16 protein-coding genes are annotated in these 18,428 nt (G+C 32.3%); 5 read left to right on the forward strand and 11 right to left on the reverse strand.

Translation table 11 applies throughout. From position 1 onward, the window contains the following. Positions 1–18 precede the first annotated feature (18 nt). The 5 genes from yidD to J2W48_RS09930 all read right to left on the reverse strand — a co-directional run bounded on the left by yidD (position 19) and on the right by J2W48_RS09930 (position 4,347). Positions 19–258, reverse strand: a complete 240-nt coding sequence (yidD, locus tag J2W48_RS09910) for a membrane protein insertion efficiency factor YidD (RefSeq protein WP_310280794.1) — start codon at positions 256–258, stop codon at positions 19–21. A gap of 22 nt (positions 259–280) precedes the next feature. Next, positions 281–1,759 carry a cysteine--tRNA ligase gene (gene cysS / locus J2W48_RS09915; protein ID WP_310280796.1) on the reverse strand — a complete coding sequence of 493 codons (1,479 nt, stop codon included), beginning with the start codon at positions 1,757–1,759 and terminating at the stop codon, positions 281–283. 181 nt (positions 1,760–1,940) lie between these two features. Then, the gene (locus J2W48_RS09920; RefSeq protein ID WP_310280797.1) at positions 1,941–2,195 is read right to left on the reverse strand and encodes a four helix bundle protein; all 255 of its coding nucleotides are present in this window, start codon (positions 2,193–2,195) and stop codon (positions 1,941–1,943) included. Positions 2,196–2,281: 86 nt separating this feature from the next. Then, entirely contained in the window at positions 2,282–2,953 is a 672-nt protein-coding gene (gene folE / locus J2W48_RS09925; RefSeq protein WP_310280799.1) for a GTP cyclohydrolase I FolE, read from the reverse strand. A 197-nt stretch (positions 2,954–3,150) separates the two neighbouring features. Beyond that, positions 3,151–4,347 (reverse strand): pyridoxal phosphate-dependent aminotransferase, encoded by a 1,197-nt coding sequence (locus J2W48_RS09930; RefSeq protein ID WP_310280801.1) that lies wholly within the window; start codon positions 4,345–4,347, stop codon positions 3,151–3,153. A 121-nt stretch (positions 4,348–4,468) separates the two neighbouring features. Between J2W48_RS09930 and J2W48_RS09935 the strand changes: the two genes are divergently transcribed. Both J2W48_RS09935 and J2W48_RS09940 read left to right on the forward strand, forming a co-directional pair. Then, complete coding sequence (locus J2W48_RS09935) at positions 4,469–5,800, forward strand: PDZ domain-containing protein (RefSeq protein WP_310280803.1); 1,332 nt, start codon at positions 4,469–4,471, stop codon at positions 5,798–5,800. Between the two features lie 163 nt (positions 5,801–5,963). Then, complete coding sequence (locus J2W48_RS09940) at positions 5,964–6,443, forward strand: hypothetical protein (RefSeq protein ID WP_310280805.1); 480 nt, start codon at positions 5,964–5,966, stop codon at positions 6,441–6,443. A 70-nt stretch (positions 6,444–6,513) separates the two neighbouring features. Here the strand turns inward: J2W48_RS09940 and J2W48_RS09945 are convergent, their stop codons facing one another. Next, the gene (locus J2W48_RS09945; RefSeq protein WP_310280806.1) at positions 6,514–6,894 is read right to left on the reverse strand and encodes a DUF1573 domain-containing protein; all 381 of its coding nucleotides are present in this window, start codon (positions 6,892–6,894) and stop codon (positions 6,514–6,516) included. A gap of 241 nt (positions 6,895–7,135) precedes the next feature. Here J2W48_RS09945 and J2W48_RS09950 point away from each other — a divergent pair, with 241 nt between their 5' ends. After that, a complete protein-coding gene (locus J2W48_RS09950; RefSeq protein WP_310280808.1) occupies positions 7,136–9,829 on the forward strand; it encodes a valine--tRNA ligase in 2,694 nt (897 codons plus the stop codon). A 79-nt stretch (positions 9,830–9,908) separates the two neighbouring features. On the opposite strand, the gene J2W48_RS09955 is transcribed toward J2W48_RS09950, so the two are convergent. The 4 genes from J2W48_RS09955 to J2W48_RS09970 form a co-directional block, all read right to left on the reverse strand. Next, positions 9,909–11,048 (reverse strand): PepSY-associated TM helix domain-containing protein, encoded by a 1,140-nt coding sequence (locus tag J2W48_RS09955; protein ID WP_310280810.1) that lies wholly within the window; start codon positions 11,046–11,048, stop codon positions 9,909–9,911. 6 nt (positions 11,049–11,054) lie between these two features. Next, the gene (locus J2W48_RS09960; RefSeq protein WP_310280812.1) at positions 11,055–12,170 is read right to left on the reverse strand and encodes a tetratricopeptide repeat protein; all 1,116 of its coding nucleotides are present in this window, start codon (positions 12,168–12,170) and stop codon (positions 11,055–11,057) included. Positions 12,171–12,191: 21 nt separating this feature from the next. Further along, positions 12,192–14,327: a TonB-dependent receptor gene (locus tag J2W48_RS09965; protein ID WP_310280813.1), complete on the reverse strand. Its 2,136-nt coding sequence runs from the start codon at positions 14,325–14,327 to the stop codon at positions 12,192–12,194. A 237-nt stretch (positions 14,328–14,564) separates the two neighbouring features. Further along, the gene (locus J2W48_RS09970) at positions 14,565–15,245 is read right to left on the reverse strand and encodes a DUF4294 domain-containing protein (RefSeq protein WP_310280815.1); all 681 of its coding nucleotides are present in this window, start codon (positions 15,243–15,245) and stop codon (positions 14,565–14,567) included. A gap of 83 nt (positions 15,246–15,328) precedes the next feature. On the opposite strand from J2W48_RS09970, the gene J2W48_RS09975 reads away from it, so the two are divergent. Then, on the forward strand, positions 15,329–16,417 hold the full coding sequence (locus tag J2W48_RS09975) for a M42 family metallopeptidase (protein ID WP_310280817.1): 1,089 nt from the start codon (positions 15,329–15,331) through the stop codon (positions 16,415–16,417). Between the two features lie 223 nt (positions 16,418–16,640). Here the strand turns inward: J2W48_RS09975 and J2W48_RS09980 are convergent, their stop codons facing one another. Beyond that, the gene (locus J2W48_RS09980; RefSeq protein ID WP_310280819.1) at positions 16,641–17,021 is read right to left on the reverse strand and encodes an ankyrin repeat domain-containing protein; all 381 of its coding nucleotides are present in this window, start codon (positions 17,019–17,021) and stop codon (positions 16,641–16,643) included. Positions 17,022–17,557: 536 nt separating this feature from the next. Between J2W48_RS09980 and J2W48_RS09985 the strand changes: the two genes are divergently transcribed. Next, positions 17,558–18,097: an SRPBCC family protein gene (locus tag J2W48_RS09985; protein ID WP_310280821.1), complete on the forward strand. Its 540-nt coding sequence runs from the start codon at positions 17,558–17,560 to the stop codon at positions 18,095–18,097. Positions 18,098–18,428 lie beyond the last annotated feature (331 nt).

Here is an 18,428-nt window from a genome sequence, read left to right on the forward strand (position 1 = left end):
GTAAATCTTTATTATAAGTTAATCTTTATGTGAGCATTTCTTTTCGGGAACAGGATCATAGCCCGTTTTACCCCATGGATGACAACTCAAAATACGTTTTGTTCCTAAATACCCGCCATAAAATAATCCGTGCGTTTGTAAAGCCTGAATCATGTAGGTAGAACAAGTGGGCTCAAACCTGCAGGATGACGGTGTAAAAGGCGAGATAGCAGTTTGATAAAATCGAACTAATAAAACAAATGGAGTGATTACTTTCATGATTTATTAGGAATTAAGATTGTTATATTGAAAAGCTAGTTCCTTCTTTACCATCTTTTAATTGAATCCCTAAAGCAATCAACTGATCACGAATTTGGTCAGAAAGCGTGAAATTTTTATCAGCTCTGGCTTGATTTCTCATTCCGATGAGCATATTTACGACACCTTCTAATTTATTATTATTGCTGTCAGTTGCTTTATCATCACTTAAGCCTAAAACATCAAAAACAAAAGCATTAATTGCAACTGTAAATGTTTTTAAATCTTCGGTAGAAATAGTTTCTTTTCCTTCTTTCAATAAATTAACGTAACGAACGGCCTCAAATAATTGTGCAATTAAAATTGGTGTATTGAAATCATCGTTCATGGCATCATAGCATAGCTGTTTCCATGATGCAATATCTATAGAACTTGTTGTGCTTACTGAAATTCCTGTTAAAGCATCAACAGCCTCCATTAATCTTTTATATCCTTTTTCAGCAGCTACTATTGCATCATCAGAAAAATCTAAAACACTTCTGTAATGTGCCTGTAGCATAAAGAAACGTGTTACAGAAGCCGAAAAAGCTTTGCTTAAAATGTGGTTCTCCCCGCTTAAAATTTCTCCTGGCAAAATATTATTCCCAGTCGATTTTGCCATTTTCTTTCCGTTCAATGTAAGCATATTGGCGTGCATCCAGTAATTCACAGGAGATTGACCGGTACAAGCTTGGTTTTGGGCAATTTCACATTCATGGTGAGGGAATTTTAAATCCATTCCGCCTCCGTGAATGTCAAAATGATTTCCTAAATATTTAGTGCTCATTGCAGTACATTCTAAATGCCAGCCTGGAAAACCGTCACTCCATGGTGAAGGCCATCTCATAATATGTTCAGGTTCTGCCTTTTTCCAAAGTGCAAAATCCTGCGGGTTTCTTTTGTCAGACTGACCATCAAGATCACGGGTATTGGCTAACATATCTTCGATATTTCGGCCGCTTAAAACTCCGTAATTGTTGGTTTCATTATATTTTACAACATCAAAATAAACAGACCCGTTGGCTTCATATCCTATTCCGGTATCAATAATTTTTTTGATGATTTCGATTTGTTCAATAATATGCCCTGTTGCAGTTGGTTCGATGCTTGGCGGTAAAAAATTAAAAGCTTTTAGGATTTCATGAAAATCAACAGTATAGCGCTGTACTACTTCCATTGGTTCAAGTTGCTCTAAACGTGCTTTCTTGGCGATCTTATCTTCACCTTCATCAACATCATCCACAATATGGCCAACATCAGTGATGTTTCGTACATAACGAACTTTATACTCAAGATGTAAAAAATACCTGAATATAACGTCAAATGACATAAAAGTTCTCACATTTCCTAAGTGTACATTGCTATAAACCGTAGGCCCGCAAACATACATTCCAACATTTCCTTCGTGAATTGGATTGAAATTTTCTTTTTCACCCGAAAGTGAATTGTATATTTTTAGATGTTGACTTGTGTATAAAGGCATATTCTTTTTACTGTTTAATCGTTGATTTGTTTAATCTTGCAAAACGTTTAATTATTTTTTGTTAACTATGTTATTCTTTTGAAAGATAGTATTTTTTTAAGCTATTTATCTGATTGCAAATTTTTTCATTTTTCTCCCGATATTGTATGTAATCGGCATCATATAAGTAATTTAAATCTTTTTAAATAATTAAATGATTTAATATTTCCATCGCTGATGAATAAGAGATCGTTAAAAAATGAGCTTTATCTTTATTCGTATTTCTCGAAGTTCCTTCAGCAATATTTGTAGCGATTGAAGAAGCGCTTCTTTTTATTTGAGAAGTTATTCCGAATAATTCATTTGATGGAAATTTACTAGTTAATTTATAAATATCCAAAATAAACAATTTAGAGTTTTTCCAAACTTCTAACTTTTCAAATGAAAAAATATACATGTTCTGTTGTTTAATTATTAATTTGTTGATCAGAAATCAAGACTTGCAATAAGGCGATTAAACAAATTAACGATTTACTGATTAGACTAAAATTGCGTATCCAGTTTAATATAGTCTAAAAACTCTCTTTTTGTTTGAGGATCTTTAAATTTTCCACCAAATTCAGAGGTTACTGTGCTGCTTTCTATATCCTTGATTCCTCTTGAATTTACGCAAAGGTGTTTGGCATCAATAACGCAGGCAACATCTTCAGTTCCCAAGGCTTTTTGCAGTTCCTGAACAATTTGCATCGTCAGACGCTCCTGAACCTGAGGCCTTTTAGCATAATATTCAACAATACGGTTCATCTTAGATAAACCAATAACTCTTCCGCTTGAAATATAAGCAACATGTGCTCTGCCTATAATTGGGAGTAAATGGTGTTCGCAGGTAGAATATACAGTGATGTTTTTCTCTACTAACATTTCACCGTATTTATAATTGTTGTCAAAAGTAGAAGCTTTTGGTTGTTTTGAAGGGTTTAAACCACCAAAAATCTCCTTTACAAACATTTTTGCCACTCTGTTAGGAGTTCCTTTTATGCTGTCATCCGTCAGATCCATTCCGAGAGTTTGCAGAATGTTTTCAACATCTTTTTTTATTCTTTCTATTTTTTCATCATCACTTAAGTCAAAAGCATCCTGTCTTACAGGGTTTTGAGCATTATTGCTAATATGATTATCTCCTATTTCGTCTTGAAAATCTTCGTTACTTATCATTAAAAACTACTGTTAGTATGGGTATATCTTTTTAAGGCGGTAAAGATAATTAATAAAAATCAAACCTTTTCTATTGATTTTACTATTTAATCACCTCCTTTATGATATAATTTGAATTAAAATTAAATGCCTGTTTTTTATAATAGAAAAAGACAATAACATGGGAATTATTGTCTTTTAAGATTTTATATTTTGTCTTATTTTTTGTTGTAAACTAAAAGTGCTTCTTTCAAAATATTCACAGCAGTAACTAAATCCTTTTTGTTTAAAACATACGCAATCCTTACCTGGTTCAATCCCATCCCTGGAGTTGAATAGAATCCCGCAGCTGGAGCTACCATAACGGTTTCACCATTTAAATCATAGCTTTCTAAAAGCCATTGGGCAAAATCATCAGCATTTTCTATTGGTAACTGTGCAATACAGTAAAAAGCTCCTTTTGGCTTGGTTACAATTACGCCTTCAATTTTATTTAATTCAGTAATCAAAGTATCACGACGACTTTTGTATTCCGAAATTACTTCATCAAAATAGCTCTGTGGTGTATCTATTGCTGCTTCGCAAGCAATTTGTTCAATGGTTGGCGGACTTAAACGTGCCTGTGCAAATTTCATTACCGTTGATAAAACAGTTTTGTTTTTAGTAACCAAGCATCCAATTCTTGCACCACACATACTGTATCGTTTTGAAACCGAATCGACCATAATTACATTTTGATCAACTTCTTTTAAATTCATTACTGAAAAATGCACATCATCTCCATCATACAAAAACTCTCGATATACTTCGTCTGCAATTAAATAGAGATCATGTTTTTTGATTAAATGGGCTAATTGCTTGATTTCTGATTCAGAATATAAATAACCTGTTGGATTTCCGGGATTACAAATTAAAATAGCTTTAGTTTTTGGCGTAATTAATTGCTCTACAATATCAATGCTTGGTAAAGAAAATCCGGTCTCAATAGTTGAAATTACAGGAATAACTGTTGCGCTTGTTGAGGATGCAAATGCATGATAATTAGCGTAAAAAGGTTCCGGAATAATGATTTCATCTCCGGGATCTGTAATTGTGGCCAATGCAAATAATAAGGCTTCAGAACCACCAGTAGTAACAATGATGTCTTCCGGGTTAACATTTACATTTTGACGTTGGTAAAATTTCGCTAATTTTTTTCTATAACTTTCATATCCGGCTGACGGACTGTATTCTATAATACTTAAATCAATATTTTTTACCGCCTCGATGGCCACTTCGGGAGTTTTAATATCCGGTTGACCAATGTTTAAGTGATACACTTTATGTCCTTTTTGTTTTGCAATATCTGCATAAGGAGCCAATTTGCGTATCGGTGATTCGGGCATGTTTCTGCCTTTGTTTGAAATTGTTGGCATGTGTTTTATTATTGAAGTGCAAATTTGCATATTTTTTTCGAATTTAACGAGAACAATACGATTACTTGTAAAAATGTAACAATTATCAATATTTTCATTAATTTTAAGCCAAAAATTGTTAATGAAAAAAATATTTATCCTGTTTTTTGGCCTTTTATTAGTTTTTCCAATAATAGCACAAGATGATTTTTTATTAGAAAATCAACGTAATAAAGCCACAATCCCATTCAAGTTGATTAATAACCTTGTTTTTATCCCTGTAAAAGTAAATGGAGTCGAATTAAATTTCTTATTGGATTCGGGTGTAGAGCAAACAATTATGTTTAGTATGGAAGATAAGAAAGAAGTTAGTTTTAAAAACATCCAAAAAATTAAACTTCGCGGTTTAGGAAGTGAAGAGGAAATTGAGGGATTGAAATCAACAAATAATATTTTGGAAACTCACGGTCTGAAATCTACCAATCATTTGGTTTATATTATTTTAGACCAGGGATTTAATTTGTCTTCACATATAGGAATTCCTGTTAACGGAATTATTGGATATAAATTTTTTAAAAATAATATTGTTGAAATTAATTACCAGAAAAAAAAGGTAATCGTACACAGGAATAATGAAAAAGTACGTCAAAAATTAGGAGAAAAATATAAAACAGTACCGATTACCATCGAAAACTCAAAACCATATATAAATACCGCTGCTGTAGTTAATGAAACAGAAATTCAGGCTAAATTATTAATTGATATTGGTAATAGTGATTCTTTTTGGATTTTTGAAAACGATAAAATAAAATTGCCTGAAAAGAATTTTCCTGATTTTCTGGGAAAAGGTTTTAGTGGCGATATAGAAGGACATCGTGCGAAAATTTCTAAATTTTATTTAGCTGATTTCGGATTTAAAAAACCAATTGTAGCCTTTCCCGATTCCAGTTCAATTAAAAATGTTAAAATGGTTAAAGACAGGATAGGTTCTGTTGGGGGAGAAATTTTAAAAAGATTCAGGCTCGTTTTAGATTATACCGATAAAAAATTATACTTAAAACCAAACAGCAAATTCAGAGAGCCTTTTACTTATAATAAAAGCGGGATTACAATTCAGCATAACGGATTGCAGTGGGTACAGGAGACAGTTCATTTTGAAATGGTAAATGTAGTTAATGCCGGAGATGTTAACTTAAGAGAGGATTCAAAAAACAGGGAACAGGATTTTAAGTATAAGTTTCAATTAAAGCCTGTTTATGAAATAGTAAATGTTCGTAAAAGCTCTGCTGCTGAAAGATGCGGTTTGAAAAAAGGAGATATCATAATCAGTATTAATAAAAACCGCCCTTATAAATATACTTTGGAACAAATTAATCAGCTTTTAAAATCGGAAGATGATATATGGATTAATTTAGAAATTGAACGTAATAGTGTGTTGTTGAAATTTCGTTTTAAATTAGAAGATGAATTGTGATTTCAATTTTTACAGCAAAAGGATTTGGGGAATCAGGTACAATTGTAAAATGCAAACTGATGATTCTTGTTCAGAAGAAAGCAGGAATTGAACAGAAGAGGTGAATTTGCAGTTAAAAATTTGTAGATTTATGCTTTCGTTTAATTAATTTAAATTTCGAATTATGAAAAATCTAGTCTTATCTTGTTTGCTTGTATCTTGCATTGGATTTCAAAGTTGTAAAAAAAATGAAAAACCGGATGGAGCTGAAGTCTCCAAAGCCGAAACTGAAAAGTTTGTAAAGATTGAGTGCTATAAGGCAATTTATGATAGTGATACTATTGACTTAAAATTGAACACTTTGAAAGACGGTAAGATAATTGGAAATATGACCATGAAAATTGAGTTTGCGTCAGAAAAGACCGGAGAAATAAAAGGGGAATTTCGGGGAGATACTTTGTTTGCTGATTATACATTTACACAGGGAAAAAATAAGCAGATTTTCAAAAATCCAATGGCGTTTTTAAAAAGGGATAAAGAACTTATTCTAGGGAATGGTGCAATAGAAACCAGTATGGGTGTTTCTTATTTTGTTAAGAATAAGCCTATAGATTTTGACAAAGTAAAATATAAATTTACAAATATTGACTGTGATGACGAATAAAAATAAAACGGAATTCTAAAAAAAAGCCGTTTCTTAAACTTGAGAAACGGCTTTTTTTTAGAATTAATTTTTATAAAACTTCCCCTTTAATTTTTAGGGCAACTCTTCCATCAGGATAATTGACTGCATTGGTTTCAACAGTAATCGTTTTACGAATAGGACCGGCAGCCATATTATATTTCACATCAATTTTTCCTTTTTTACCAGGCATGATGGCTGCAGCTGGTTTAGTAACAATAATAGAACTTACTGTAGATTCTGCTGATGTTATTAATAAAGGTGCATCCCCAGTATTTGTAAAATCAAATGATCGGACTGCATTATCAGTTTTCGATATTTTACCATAATCAATAGTATTATCCTGAGCAGCAAATTCAATTTTTGGTCCCTTTTGGGAATAACCTATTGTGCTAAATAAGACTATTACAATAAATGTGGCAACATTTTTCATTTTGAAATTGTTTAAAGTTGTAAGTAAATATACTTTGTTTTAATTAATACACAAATTAATATTTCGTTATTATTTCGTTTTTTATAGTGTACTTAATTATTTACTTTTGTCGTCAGTTACAATTACAATAACTGAACCAAAGTATAAAGGTTTATTTGTTTAACTGTTTAATCGTTTATTTGATTGAAGGTAAACGATTAAACAGTTAAACGATTTCAACGATAAAACAAGAAACGATAAAATGACAATTCCAGCACAATTTGACGCTAAAACAATCGAGAATAAATGGTATGATTACTGGATGAAAAACAACTATTTTCATTCAGAGCCAGATCATAGAACACCTTATACTATTGTAATTCCGCCCCCAAATGTTACAGGGGTCTTGCACATGGGGCATATGCTGAACAATACAATTCAGGATGTTTTAATTCGGAGAGCACGTCTTAAAGGCTTTAATGCTTGCTGGGTTCCGGGAACAGATCACGCATCTATTGCAACGGAAGCAAAAGTGGTTGCCAAATTAAAAGCAGAGGGAATCAATAAAAACGATTTGACACGTGAGGAGTTCTTAAAACATGCTTGGGAGTGGACTGACAAATACGGAGGAACTATTTTAGAGCAACTTAAAAAATTAGGTGCTTCCTGCGACTGGGAAAGAACCAAATTTACTATGGATCCAGACATGTCAGCATCTGTAATTAAATCCTTTGTTGATTTGTACAACAAAGGTTTGATTTACCGTGGATACCGAATGGTAAACTGGGATCCGGAAGCTAAAACAACACTTTCTGACGAAGAGGTTATTTACGAAGAACAACAAGGAAAATTATTTTTCTTAAAATATAAAATCCTCACCCCAGCCCTCTCCGAAGGAGAGGGAGCCGAATCGCCTGACTCCCCTCCTTCGGAGGGGTCGGGGGAGGAATTTCTGACGATTGCTACAACTCGTCCGGAAACTATTTTTGGAGATACTGCTATTTGTATCAATCCAAATGATGAGCGTTTTGCACATTTAAAAGGTAAAAAAGCAATTGTTCCAATTTGTGGAAGAGTGATTCCGATTATTGAGGACGAATATGTAGATATCGAATTTGGAACTGGTTGTCTGAAAGTGACTCCTGCTCACGATATGAATGACAAAACATTAGGAGAGAAACATAATCTTGAAATCGTTGATATTTTTAATGAAGATGCTACGCTAAATAGTTTTGGATTACATTATCAGGGAAAAGACCGTTTTGTGGTTCGTACCGAAATTGCAAAAGAACTAGAAGAAATTGGAGCTTTGGCAAAAACCGAAACCCATTTGAATAAAGTGGGGACATCTGAAAGAACTAAAGCGGTAATCGAACCAAGATTATCAGATCAATGGTTTCTTAAAATGGAAGATTTAGTAAAACCGGCAATCCAATCTGTTTTGGTTGATGGTGATATTAAATTACATCCAAAACGTTTTGAAAATACATATGCACATTGGTTGAATAATATCCGTGATTGGAATATCTCTCGCCAGTTATGGTGGGGGCAACAAATTCCAGCGTATTATTATGGAGATGGAAAAGAAGATTTTGTAGTTGCTGAAAACATAGAAGATGCTCTAAAACTAGCACAAGAAAAGACTAAGGACTTTGGACTTTTGACTAAGGACTTAAAACAGGATGTTGATGCTTTAGATACCTGGTTTTCATCTTGGTTATGGCCAATGTCTGTTTTTGGTGGAATAATGGATCCGGAAAGTGAAGATTTCAAATATTATTATCCAACCAATGACTTGGTAACCGGTCCGGATATTTTGTTTTTCTGGGTGGCGAGAATGATTATTGCAGGTTACGAATATGCAGGTGAAAAACCGTTTACGAATGTATATTTAACAGGTTTAGTACGTGATAAACAACGCCGTAAGATGTCTAAATCATTAGGAAATTCTCCTGATCCTTTAGACTTGATCGAAAAGTTTGGTGCCGATGGTGTTCGTGTAGGATTGCTTTTGAGTGCTTCGGCAGGAAACGATATTATGTTTGATGAAGAATTGTGTAATCAGGGAAAAGGATTTTCAAACAAGATTTGGAATGCCTTTAAACTGATCAAAGGCTGGGAAGTTTCTGAAACTATTCCACAACCTGAATCATCAAAAGTAGCAATCGAATGGTATGAAGCGAAGTTGCAGCAAACTTTAGTTGATATTGAAGATAATTTTGAGAAATACAGGATTTCCGATTCGTTAATGGCGATTTATAAATTGGTTTGGGATGATTTCTGTTCCTGGTTTTTAGAGATGATCAAACCGGCATATCAACAGCCAATTGATAAAGTTACGTTTGATAAAGCAATCGAAATGTTAGAAAGTAACTTGAAATTACTTCATCCGTTTATGCCTTTTCTAACAGAAGAAATTTGGCATTTAATTGCTGACAGAACCCCGGAAGAAGCTTTAATTGTTTCAACATGGCCAGAATTAAAACCGTTTAATGCGAGTTTAATTGCTGATTTTGAAAATACAATCGAAGTAATCTCCGGAATCAGAACCATCAGAAAGGACAAAAATATTCCGTTTAAGGATGCAATCGAATTAAAAGCCATTAATAGTGAGAATATCTCAACTTATTTTGATACAATTGTAACTAAATTAGGAAACATTTCTGCTTTTGAATATGTTGCTGTAAAAGTGGACGGTGCGTTATCTTTCCGTGTAAAATCAAATGAATATTTCATTCCGATTTCAGGAAATATTAATGTTGAAGAAGAAATTGCAAAACTGGCAGCAGAGTTAGTTTACACAGAAGGTTTCCTAAAATCGGTTCAGGCAAAATTATCAAACGAAAAATTTGTTGCCGGAGCGCCGGAGAAAGTTTTGGCTAACGAAAAACAAAAAGAAGCAGATGCTTTGGCTAAAATTGCTACGATTGAGCAGAGTTTAGCTGGTTTGAAGTAAAAAAAACAGCTTTTTATAATAAGAATCCCAATCTAAAATTAATTTTTAAGATTGGGATTTTTTATTTATTACAACAGTTTTAAAGTTGTAAATGTGTCTGACATTTAGAAAAGTTGATTTTATTCTTAGTTTGTTTTCTTTTCCTGTAAATTACAAATCCAGTAATGAATAAAATACCAGAAGATAAGCCGAATAAAGAATATATGATTTTTGACCAAAGTCCTGCAAAAGTTCCAAAATGCAAAGGATCTTGGCTATAGAATAATTTAGTACCTAAACTTGCTAATCTGGGATCAAAATGGCTTATTATTTCTTTTCTATCTTTATCAATATATAATTTTGCGGCATCATCTTTAATTAGCGGACTATTATAATCAAGTTTAACTTCAATAAATGGGTTGTCGTTATAAGCCTCACGGATTGTTTTTATTTTTGCATCGGGGAAATTTAAAACAACAGAATTAACAATTTGGTCATAGGAGAAAGGCTTAATCGCTATAGGCTTTGTAAGCGTTGCGGGCTTGGCAAAAGTTTGATTAGGTTTGCCAATTGTAGCTTCGAGAATGTTTGGTAAAAATGCAAATGTAATACCTGTAATTGCCCAAATTAGATTGAAAGGTACTGTTGTTATACCTAAAAGTTTGTGCCAGTCTGCAGATATTTTTCTAGTTCCTTCACCCCAGCGAATTTGGGTCATACGCTTTTTCTTCATGAAGTTCCCGTAAATAAACAAACCAATAACGAGCATTATAAGCAAGGCTAATCCAAATAGACCAACAATATATCTGCCTATTTTGCCCGCCAACAAGTTGGTATGCAATTTAGCTACCCAATAAAGTAAGCCTGATTCTGGTTCTCTAATACCATTTATTTCTCCATTAGCAGGATTAATGAATATATCTAAATCTTTCTTCTTTTTATCTTTAGCATAATTTTTAACGGGTTTTATTTTTACTTCAAAAGGCTTGTTTTCTCCATTAAATTTAAAATGATGCAAATAATAATTGGGATATTTTAAAAGTACTTTTTTTGAAATTCCATCTAATGAAACAGTTTTTTCTTTAGATTCTGTTACCTTATATAATGTTGGATTAAGTATTGCATCAAGTTCAGCTCTAAAAACAATGAAGGAGCCTGTGATACTGAATAACAATATCATCGCTCCCACATAAAGACCAAGCCAGGCATGTATTTTCCAAAGACTTTTTTTATTACTCACGATTTTTTAAATAAGTATTTTTAAAGCATCTTCTAATAAAGATTTTCCTTCTTCTTTTTTTCCTAATTCGGTTAGTTCAGCTGCAGCTTTTGATTGGATTGTTGCTTTTTTACTTTCAGAAGAAATAGCATTAGTTTTTTTTACAACTTCTTTTAATAAATTATAGGCTTCGTTAGGTTGTTTTGTTTTTGCATAATTTTTTGCAAGAACAATCAATGCTTCTGAGCTGAAATATGCATCTGGAATTCCTTTAGCAATTTCAATTCCTTTTTCAAATTTTTTAGATTGACCATAATTCCTGGCTATTTCGCTAGTTACATCTGTTCTTTTTTGTTCGTCTTTAATTAACAAACTTACTTTTAGTGCTTTGTCAAGCATTTGAATTGCTTTTTCAGGTTGCCCTTTTTCAGCTAATTCACCACCTAACATAGTTAGTATAGCTGCTCTTTCGAAAGGATCTTCTATTTTTGAAGAAAGGGTATAAGCTTTGTCAAAAAGTTTAAAAGCGTCTTCTTTTTGTCCGGCAGCTACCATATTAGCAGCTATTTCAGCATACAAACTCAATTTATCATCCAAATGAATGTTTTTGATTTTTTCTACAGCTAAATTTGCTTCTTTAAGTAATTCTTGAGCTACATCAGTTTTATTTAAGCGGATGTACTTTCCTGATAATTCAGCTAACAAAGCAGGTAAATCATGCTCTTCTGCTTCTTTACGAGCTTTGGTTACAGCTTCGTTTAATAATTCATTTGCCAATGTAGGATTTGATTTTACTAATTTATTAGCAATTTTCCCCATATTGGTAGCATATAAATGCACATCAGTTATACTACGGGTTATATTAATTGCTTTTTTGATTTCATCTAATCCTGCATATTCGTTAGCAATAGCCGCAAGTACCGTTTCTCTGTAATTTTTATTGTCAATAGTGTAGATTTCCGAAAGTGCTCTTGAAAGAATTTCCAAACCTTTTTGTTTGTCAAAATAACGCCCCATTTCTCCACCTACTTTTGCTAAAGCGGCTATTTTTCCTGCTTCGGTATCGAGGATGTTTACTTCTGTTCTATGTGCATTAGCTGTTATGCAGATAAATAATAAAGTGGTTAAAATAATTTTTCTCATTTTTTTATTTTTATATGTTTTTTAAAAATTCCATTTTACCCCAGCGCTTATGATTTGGCCTCTAGTGTTTTCAGTCTCATAAGTAAGGGAATTAGTTGCTATTTTTGTTTTTTGTTTTATAATGGTGTCAAAGATATCTGATACACGTAACATGAATGTTCCATTTTTAAGAAAATTTTTAGATACCCCTAAATCAACAAAGTATAATTCCTTTTCAGATTCTTGAGGTGAAGGTTTTGGTCCAATAAGATTTCCAATAACTTGTACCTTAAATTCTTGAGGTAAATTAAAATCCATAATTAGTTTTGCGGTATATTTAACTTGATCTTTAAGTGCGTCACCATTAAACATAGAATCGCTAATTTCTGATTCAAAATAGGAGTAACTGGCGTTTACTGTCCACCATTTTGTAAATTTTGCTGAAGAGATTAATTCGATTCCTTTTAAGAATGCTCCCGTAAAGTTGTCCGGTTTTTCATATAAAATATTGTTCTCATCTTCGGTGGTAACTTTTTGAATAAGATCATGAATATCACGATAGAATACATTAACACCAGCATTGAAATTTTTAAAATTTTTAAGGTAACCTATTTCATAATTATAGGAATACTCAGGTTTTAAATCAGGATTTCCTTGTTTGATTATTAAAGGATCCCGATTATCAATAAAAGGATTTAAATCCTGAAAGGCAGGACGTCTTAAACGTTTACCAAATCCTAATGAAATGTATTGAGTTTCGTCAATAGTGAATTGTGCAGTAAGATTTGGAAGTAGCATTGAGTAGTCACGCGATACATCAATAGCATCTAATGGAGATTCCAATTTTAAGTAGGTTTGTTCGGCTCTAAGTCCCGCATTAATTTTTAAGAATTTCCAGTTAAATTCATCAATGATATAAAAGGCATGTGTATTTTCGGTAAATGAATAATTTTTTTCATTACTTAGTCCTGTTTCCCACACACCAGTAGTATGGTTGAAAGTAGCTAGAGAATTGGATAATTCTCTATTTAATGAAGCCAGACGATATCCTGTTTTAAACTTATTGTTTTTACCAATAGGTAAACTATAATCCAAGTTCCCAAAATAGTTATCATCATTTAGCATTTCAGTTTCTTCTTGTAAAGTTGGATTACCGTTGAAAGTTCCATTTTCATTCAATTTCTGAATGTTAATGTTTTTTGTTTTAGGTTGATTAAAATCTAAATAACTAAATGCCGCTTTTAAAACCCCGTTATTTTTAAATGATTGCTTAAAGTCAAAATTGTATTCGTAGTATTTATTATCTTTAGTTTCAGGTTCTGTACGAATGGAACTATCTTTAAATGTTTCATCCGCTTTTGTAGTATTGATGTCTATATTTTTATTTTTAACCTCTAATTGTTTACCGTATGTCAGACCTGCATTTATAACAGCTTCTTTCCATGGTTTAAAATTGGTATTCAATCGTAAATTCTCATTCAGGAAAGATTTCTTTTCAAGCTGATTTGTTAATTGGGTTCCATCATAAATCCCATTTTTGTAGTTGTTTTTTTCTACAAATTTATCGTTGTTTATAGTTCGTTGCAAACGATCATAAGAAACTATATAGCCAAATTTATCTTTTTGTTGAGATAATGAAATACTTCCGTTGTAACCATCAGCATTGTCTGCCATAAACGTGACACTTCCTTTTAATTCGTTATTTATATACCCTTTTTTTAGTACAATATTCACAATCCCATTAATTCCATCCCCTTGATATTCTGCACTTGGATTTGTAATGATTTCTATATATTCAATAGCACTTGCCGGAATTTGGTCCAGTACCGTTTCTCTATTATTTCCACTTATGCCTGAGTTTTTACCATTAATTAATACTTGTGTATAACCATTTGATAATCCTCTTAAACGAATGTCACGATTGTGATTAGGACTTCCTCCCATAGCTACAGACGGCATACTTTTTAAGATATCACCAGCTGTTCCTCCATTTTGAGAGGTAAGATCACTTGTGGAGAATCTTATCTTTTGTGGTTCTATTTGTGTAACTCCAATTTTTGAAGAAACAACAACTTCATGAAGATTTGAGATAGAATCTTTTTTGTGATTTTGAGTTTCATTTTGTGAAAATAGGAGAGAGGTATAAAGAAAAATTATAAAAAGTAAAATATTTTTCATCAGGCTTATTTGGTTTTATTAAAAATAAGGCGCAAATGTAATACCTGAACTTGAATTAACAAAGTTTATTTAGAATAAATATAAGTAATTATTCTACAATAAATTTAACATTTGTTATTTTATCAAAATGTATTTTTTGATGATAATTTTTAAGGAATAATCTATTTCCATAATAATTAATTAATGAGAAAACCCCGATCCGTTTTTTAAATGGATCGGGGTTTATATTTAAAGCTATTACTTTTTACTAAGCGTTTTTGCCATTTCTTCCCAGTGGCTGGCGAGATCATCGTAATTAACTGGATTCGAAGGTTTCTGATAGGGCAATCTGCCCGATTCAAATGCCCTGACGAGAATGGTTTCAATAAGGTAGTCTTCATTGGCCTCATAGGGTTTATATTCTTTTTTCAGACTAATGTCAAACATATTGGCAGTCGTATTGGATACGAAGGCTTTAAAACCGCTTTTTAAAGTTTTTACCAGTTCGTATGTCGTTATTCCGGTTTGGCGATGAATCAGCTTGACCAGAATTTGTCCTTGTTTACGTGAAAGTTTTTTAAGGCTGGCTTCAAATTCATTGTTAAGATAGTCTTCCACAATTTTAAAATACTTTTTCTTTTCGCGACTGGTTTTTAAACGGCCCATTCCATTATTTAAAGCAGTAAGCCTGTCCGCAGCAAGTCTTGCATAAGGATACACTTTATAAACCCTGTTTTGAAGAATCATGAACTGCTTTTGAGCCTCAGGATCCAGTTTTTCTTTTGAAATAATAATTTCCGGTAATTCAATTGTGTCATTCAGAATTGAATCGTTTTCAGTAAGCGTGTAGTCCATTTCAGAATTATTTTTGGGAGTTATTTGCGCTTTAGCAGCAAAAGAAATCAAAAGAAAACATAAAATACAAGTTGTAAATCTCATGGAATATATATTTAAGTGTAAAATTATGCATTATATACACAACTGTAATACCAAATTTATAAATTAGCAAAAAAATATTTTTTATGAGTACAAAATCAATTTTAAATGATACTTCAATTGCTTTTCTGGAAAGCTACCTAAATAACGCTTCACCGACCGGTTATGAAAGCGAAGGCCAAAAACTCTGGATGAATTACTTAAAACCTTATGTAGATACTTTTATTACCGATACTTATGGAACTGCTGTTGGAGTGATCAATCCTGACGCTCCCTTTAAAGTAGTGATCGAAGGACATGCCGATGAAATTTCGTGGTATGTAAATTATATTACAGATGATGGTTTGCTATATGTAATACGTAACGGAGGGTCTGATCACCAGATTGCACCATCAAAACGGGTTAATATCCATACAAAAAAAGGAATCGTAAAAGGCGTTTTTGGCTGGCCGGCTATTCATACACGTTTACGTGATAAGGAAGAAATCCCGAAATTAAGTAATATTTTTATTGATTTAGGATGTGAAACCAAAGAACAGGTTGAAGAAATGGGAGTACATGTAGGTTGTGTGATTACCTACCCTGATGAATTTATGATTCTGAATGAAAATAAATTTGTTTGTCGTGCGATTGATAACAGAATGGGCGGTTTTATGATTGCCGAAGTAGCTCGTTTACTGAAAGAGAATAACAAAACACTTCCTTTTGGATTATATATTGTAAACTCTGTTCAGGAAGAAATTGGGCTTCGTGGTGCCGAAATGATTTCACAACGAATCAAGCCAAACGTTGCTATCGTAACTGATGTTTGTCACGATACAACAACCCCAATGATTGACAAAAAAGTTGAAGGTGATCTTAAAATGGGCAAAGGACCTGTAATTGCTTATGCACCTGCAGTACAAAATAACCTGCGTGAATTGATTGTAAATACTGCCGAAGAAAATAAAATACCTTTTCAGCGTCATGCAACTTCAAGAGCGACTGGAACTGATACTGATGCATTTGCTTATAGTAATGGAGGAGTAGCTTCTGCATTGATTTCCCTTCCATTGCGTTACATGCATACAACTGTTGAAATGGTGCAAAGAGAAGATGTAGAAAATGTAATTCAGTTAATCTATCAATCCTTATTGAAAATTGAAAACAACGAAACTTTCTCATATTTCAAATAGGTTCAGAAGGATCTTTTGATAAATATCAAATGGATTCAATGTAAATTTAATGAAATTAGTAATGATTTCAGGAGCTATTCCAGCTATACGCTTTATCTTTTTTGCTCAAAAAGAGCAAAAAGATGTCGCTCTTATCAGGACTCATTCAAAAAACAAAAGACCTTCCAGCGATAGAAGGTCTTTACATTTTTGTATACTAATTCAAAAATATTTTGTGAAGCTATTATTTTAAATCTTTCAAAATAGCAACCGCTTCTGTTGCATTTGATAATTGTGCATATTTCAAAGCTGTAAATCCTTTTTCATTTTTATCACCAGGGCGCGCTCCTTGTGCCAGTAAAATTTTGATTATTTCAACTTTGTTATAACGTGCTGCTGTCATTAAAGGGGTCATATCCTCGGTTTTCTCATTTACGTCAGCTCCGTATTCGATAAGTTTCAGAACGATATTAATGTCTCCTTTAGAGATTGCGACATTTAAAGGCGTTACACTATAACGTTCTGTTATAACATTCTTGTCTTCTTTTAAAGAAGTGTTTGAAGCTAAAGAAACATTTGTAAAAGCTACTAAAGCCATTCCTAAATAAACGATTGATTTTTTCATAATGATTGTTTGTTAATTGATTAATTGATGATGATTTTTAAAACTGATGTAAAAGTAATTCAAATAATTGTATTATGTATTACAAGGTACTATGTTTTAACTAATTCTTAACATTCGCTTAATATTGTATGCTTTTACATCGTAGTTTTTATATAGACGAGAAAATACATCTTATGTTACAGAATATTTAATTATTATATAAAATAGGCTGAAATTGTTAAATTATTTCAAAATCAGAATGTTATTTTTTTAACTTTACTTGCCTTAACAGATTTATAAAATTTAACGGAATGCTTTTTAAATTTCCGTAAAACAAAAAAACATAAGATTGATTACTGTTTGCTAGTTGTTCTTTTCTAAGGCTGTAATGTCAAAAAAATAAGCGGAAAGTAAGCCGTGAATTAGTAAAAAGTATCAGACAAAGACCAAAAGCAGGAAGATTTATTATTTAAAAAAGAAATAATGATTGTAGAATAACGCCAATGTGAGTTTACATTAATTATAGAATAAATTAAATAACCTTAAAACCGAAAATTATGGGAATTATCAAAAAAATTATTATCGCTTTACTCTTAATCTTTGCTATAGCATTAATTGCGGCCTATTTCATGCCAAAAGAGTACGCAGTCACGAAGGAAATTACAATAAACAAACCCGTTGATTCGGTTTTTAATTATGTGAAATATTTAAAAAATCAAAATGAATTTAGTGTCTGGGCTAACATTGACCCAAAAATGAAATCTACATACAAAGGCATCGATGGAACTGTTGGGGCTATCTCAGCATGGGAAAGTGATGTGAAAGAAGTAGGAGTAGGAGAGCAGGAAATTACAAAAATTACTGAAAACAAAAGTATTGATTTTGCACTCCGATTTAAAAAACCAATGGATGATACAGCTATTGGATTTATGTCTACAGAAGCTGTTACCGAAAATCAGACTAAAGTAAAATGGGGAATTAGCGGTGTTATGCCTTATCCAATGAATTTGATGCTGCCAATGATGAAAATGGATCAAATGATTGGTAATGATTTACAAAAAGGCCTCGATAATTTAAAAGTAAAAATGGAAGAATGATAATAGCCACAGACTTTAGTTATTTGTCTGTGGCTAAAAACTACTGCAATTTAAGTTTTTTGGAATAAACACCCTTCAATCTATTTTCACCTGGCTCGTCTGCGATGGGTATCTCTTAAATTAAAAGACTAAAGCAGCGTTTTCAACGCGATTAAAAACAAAGAAAGCCACTTCCATAAACAGAGTGGCTTTTGGTTTTATAGAGTTAATCTATCCCAAAAAACTATTTTAGCTTAAATTTCTTCCCATATATTATTCAAATCCATTGTAAAATAAAGGATACGGATCATTGAGAAATTTAATATGATACCCTGCTATCATACATAAAAGT

This window comes from Flavobacterium piscis, assembly GCF_031457575.1.
GTDB lineage: Bacteria > Bacteroidota > Bacteroidia > Flavobacteriales > Flavobacteriaceae > Flavobacterium > Flavobacterium piscis_A.

What these genes read in the sequence shown, in the direction of transcription:
- yidD (WP_310280794.1), bottom strand. Translation starts at nt 258, where the DNA reads ATGAAAGTAATCACTCCATTTGTTTTATTAGTTCGATTTTATCAAACT.
- cysS (WP_310280796.1), bottom strand. Translation starts at nt 1,759, where the DNA reads ATGCCTTTATACACAAGTCAACATCTAAAAATATACAATTCACTTTCG.
- J2W48_RS09920 (WP_310280797.1), bottom strand. Translation starts at nt 2,195, where the DNA reads ATGTATATTTTTTCATTTGAAAAGTTAGAAGTTTGGAAAAACTCTAAA.
- folE (WP_310280799.1), bottom strand. Translation starts at nt 2,953, where the DNA reads ATGATAAGTAACGAAGATTTTCAAGACGAAATAGGAGATAATCATATT.
- J2W48_RS09930 (WP_310280801.1), bottom strand. Translation starts at nt 4,347, where the DNA reads ATGCCAACAATTTCAAACAAAGGCAGAAACATGCCCGAATCACCGATA.
- J2W48_RS09935 (WP_310280803.1), top strand. Translation starts at nt 4,469, where the DNA reads ATGAAAAAAATATTTATCCTGTTTTTTGGCCTTTTATTAGTTTTTCCA.
- J2W48_RS09940 (WP_310280805.1), top strand. Translation starts at nt 5,964, where the DNA reads ATGAAAAATCTAGTCTTATCTTGTTTGCTTGTATCTTGCATTGGATTT.
- J2W48_RS09945 (WP_310280806.1), bottom strand. Translation starts at nt 6,894, where the DNA reads ATGAAAAATGTTGCCACATTTATTGTAATAGTCTTATTTAGCACAATA.
- J2W48_RS09950 (WP_310280808.1), top strand. Translation starts at nt 7,136, where the DNA reads ATGACAATTCCAGCACAATTTGACGCTAAAACAATCGAGAATAAATGG.
- J2W48_RS09960 (WP_310280812.1), bottom strand. Translation starts at nt 12,170, where the DNA reads ATGAGAAAAATTATTTTAACCACTTTATTATTTATCTGCATAACAGCT.
- J2W48_RS09965 (WP_310280813.1), bottom strand. Translation starts at nt 14,327, where the DNA reads ATGAAAAATATTTTACTTTTTATAATTTTTCTTTATACCTCTCTCCTA.
- J2W48_RS09970 (WP_310280815.1), bottom strand. Translation starts at nt 15,245, where the DNA reads ATGAGATTTACAACTTGTATTTTATGTTTTCTTTTGATTTCTTTTGCT.
- J2W48_RS09975 (WP_310280817.1), top strand. Translation starts at nt 15,329, where the DNA reads ATGAGTACAAAATCAATTTTAAATGATACTTCAATTGCTTTTCTGGAA.
- J2W48_RS09980 (WP_310280819.1), bottom strand. Translation starts at nt 17,021, where the DNA reads ATGAAAAAATCAATCGTTTATTTAGGAATGGCTTTAGTAGCTTTTACA.
- J2W48_RS09985 (WP_310280821.1), top strand. Translation starts at nt 17,558, where the DNA reads ATGGGAATTATCAAAAAAATTATTATCGCTTTACTCTTAATCTTTGCT.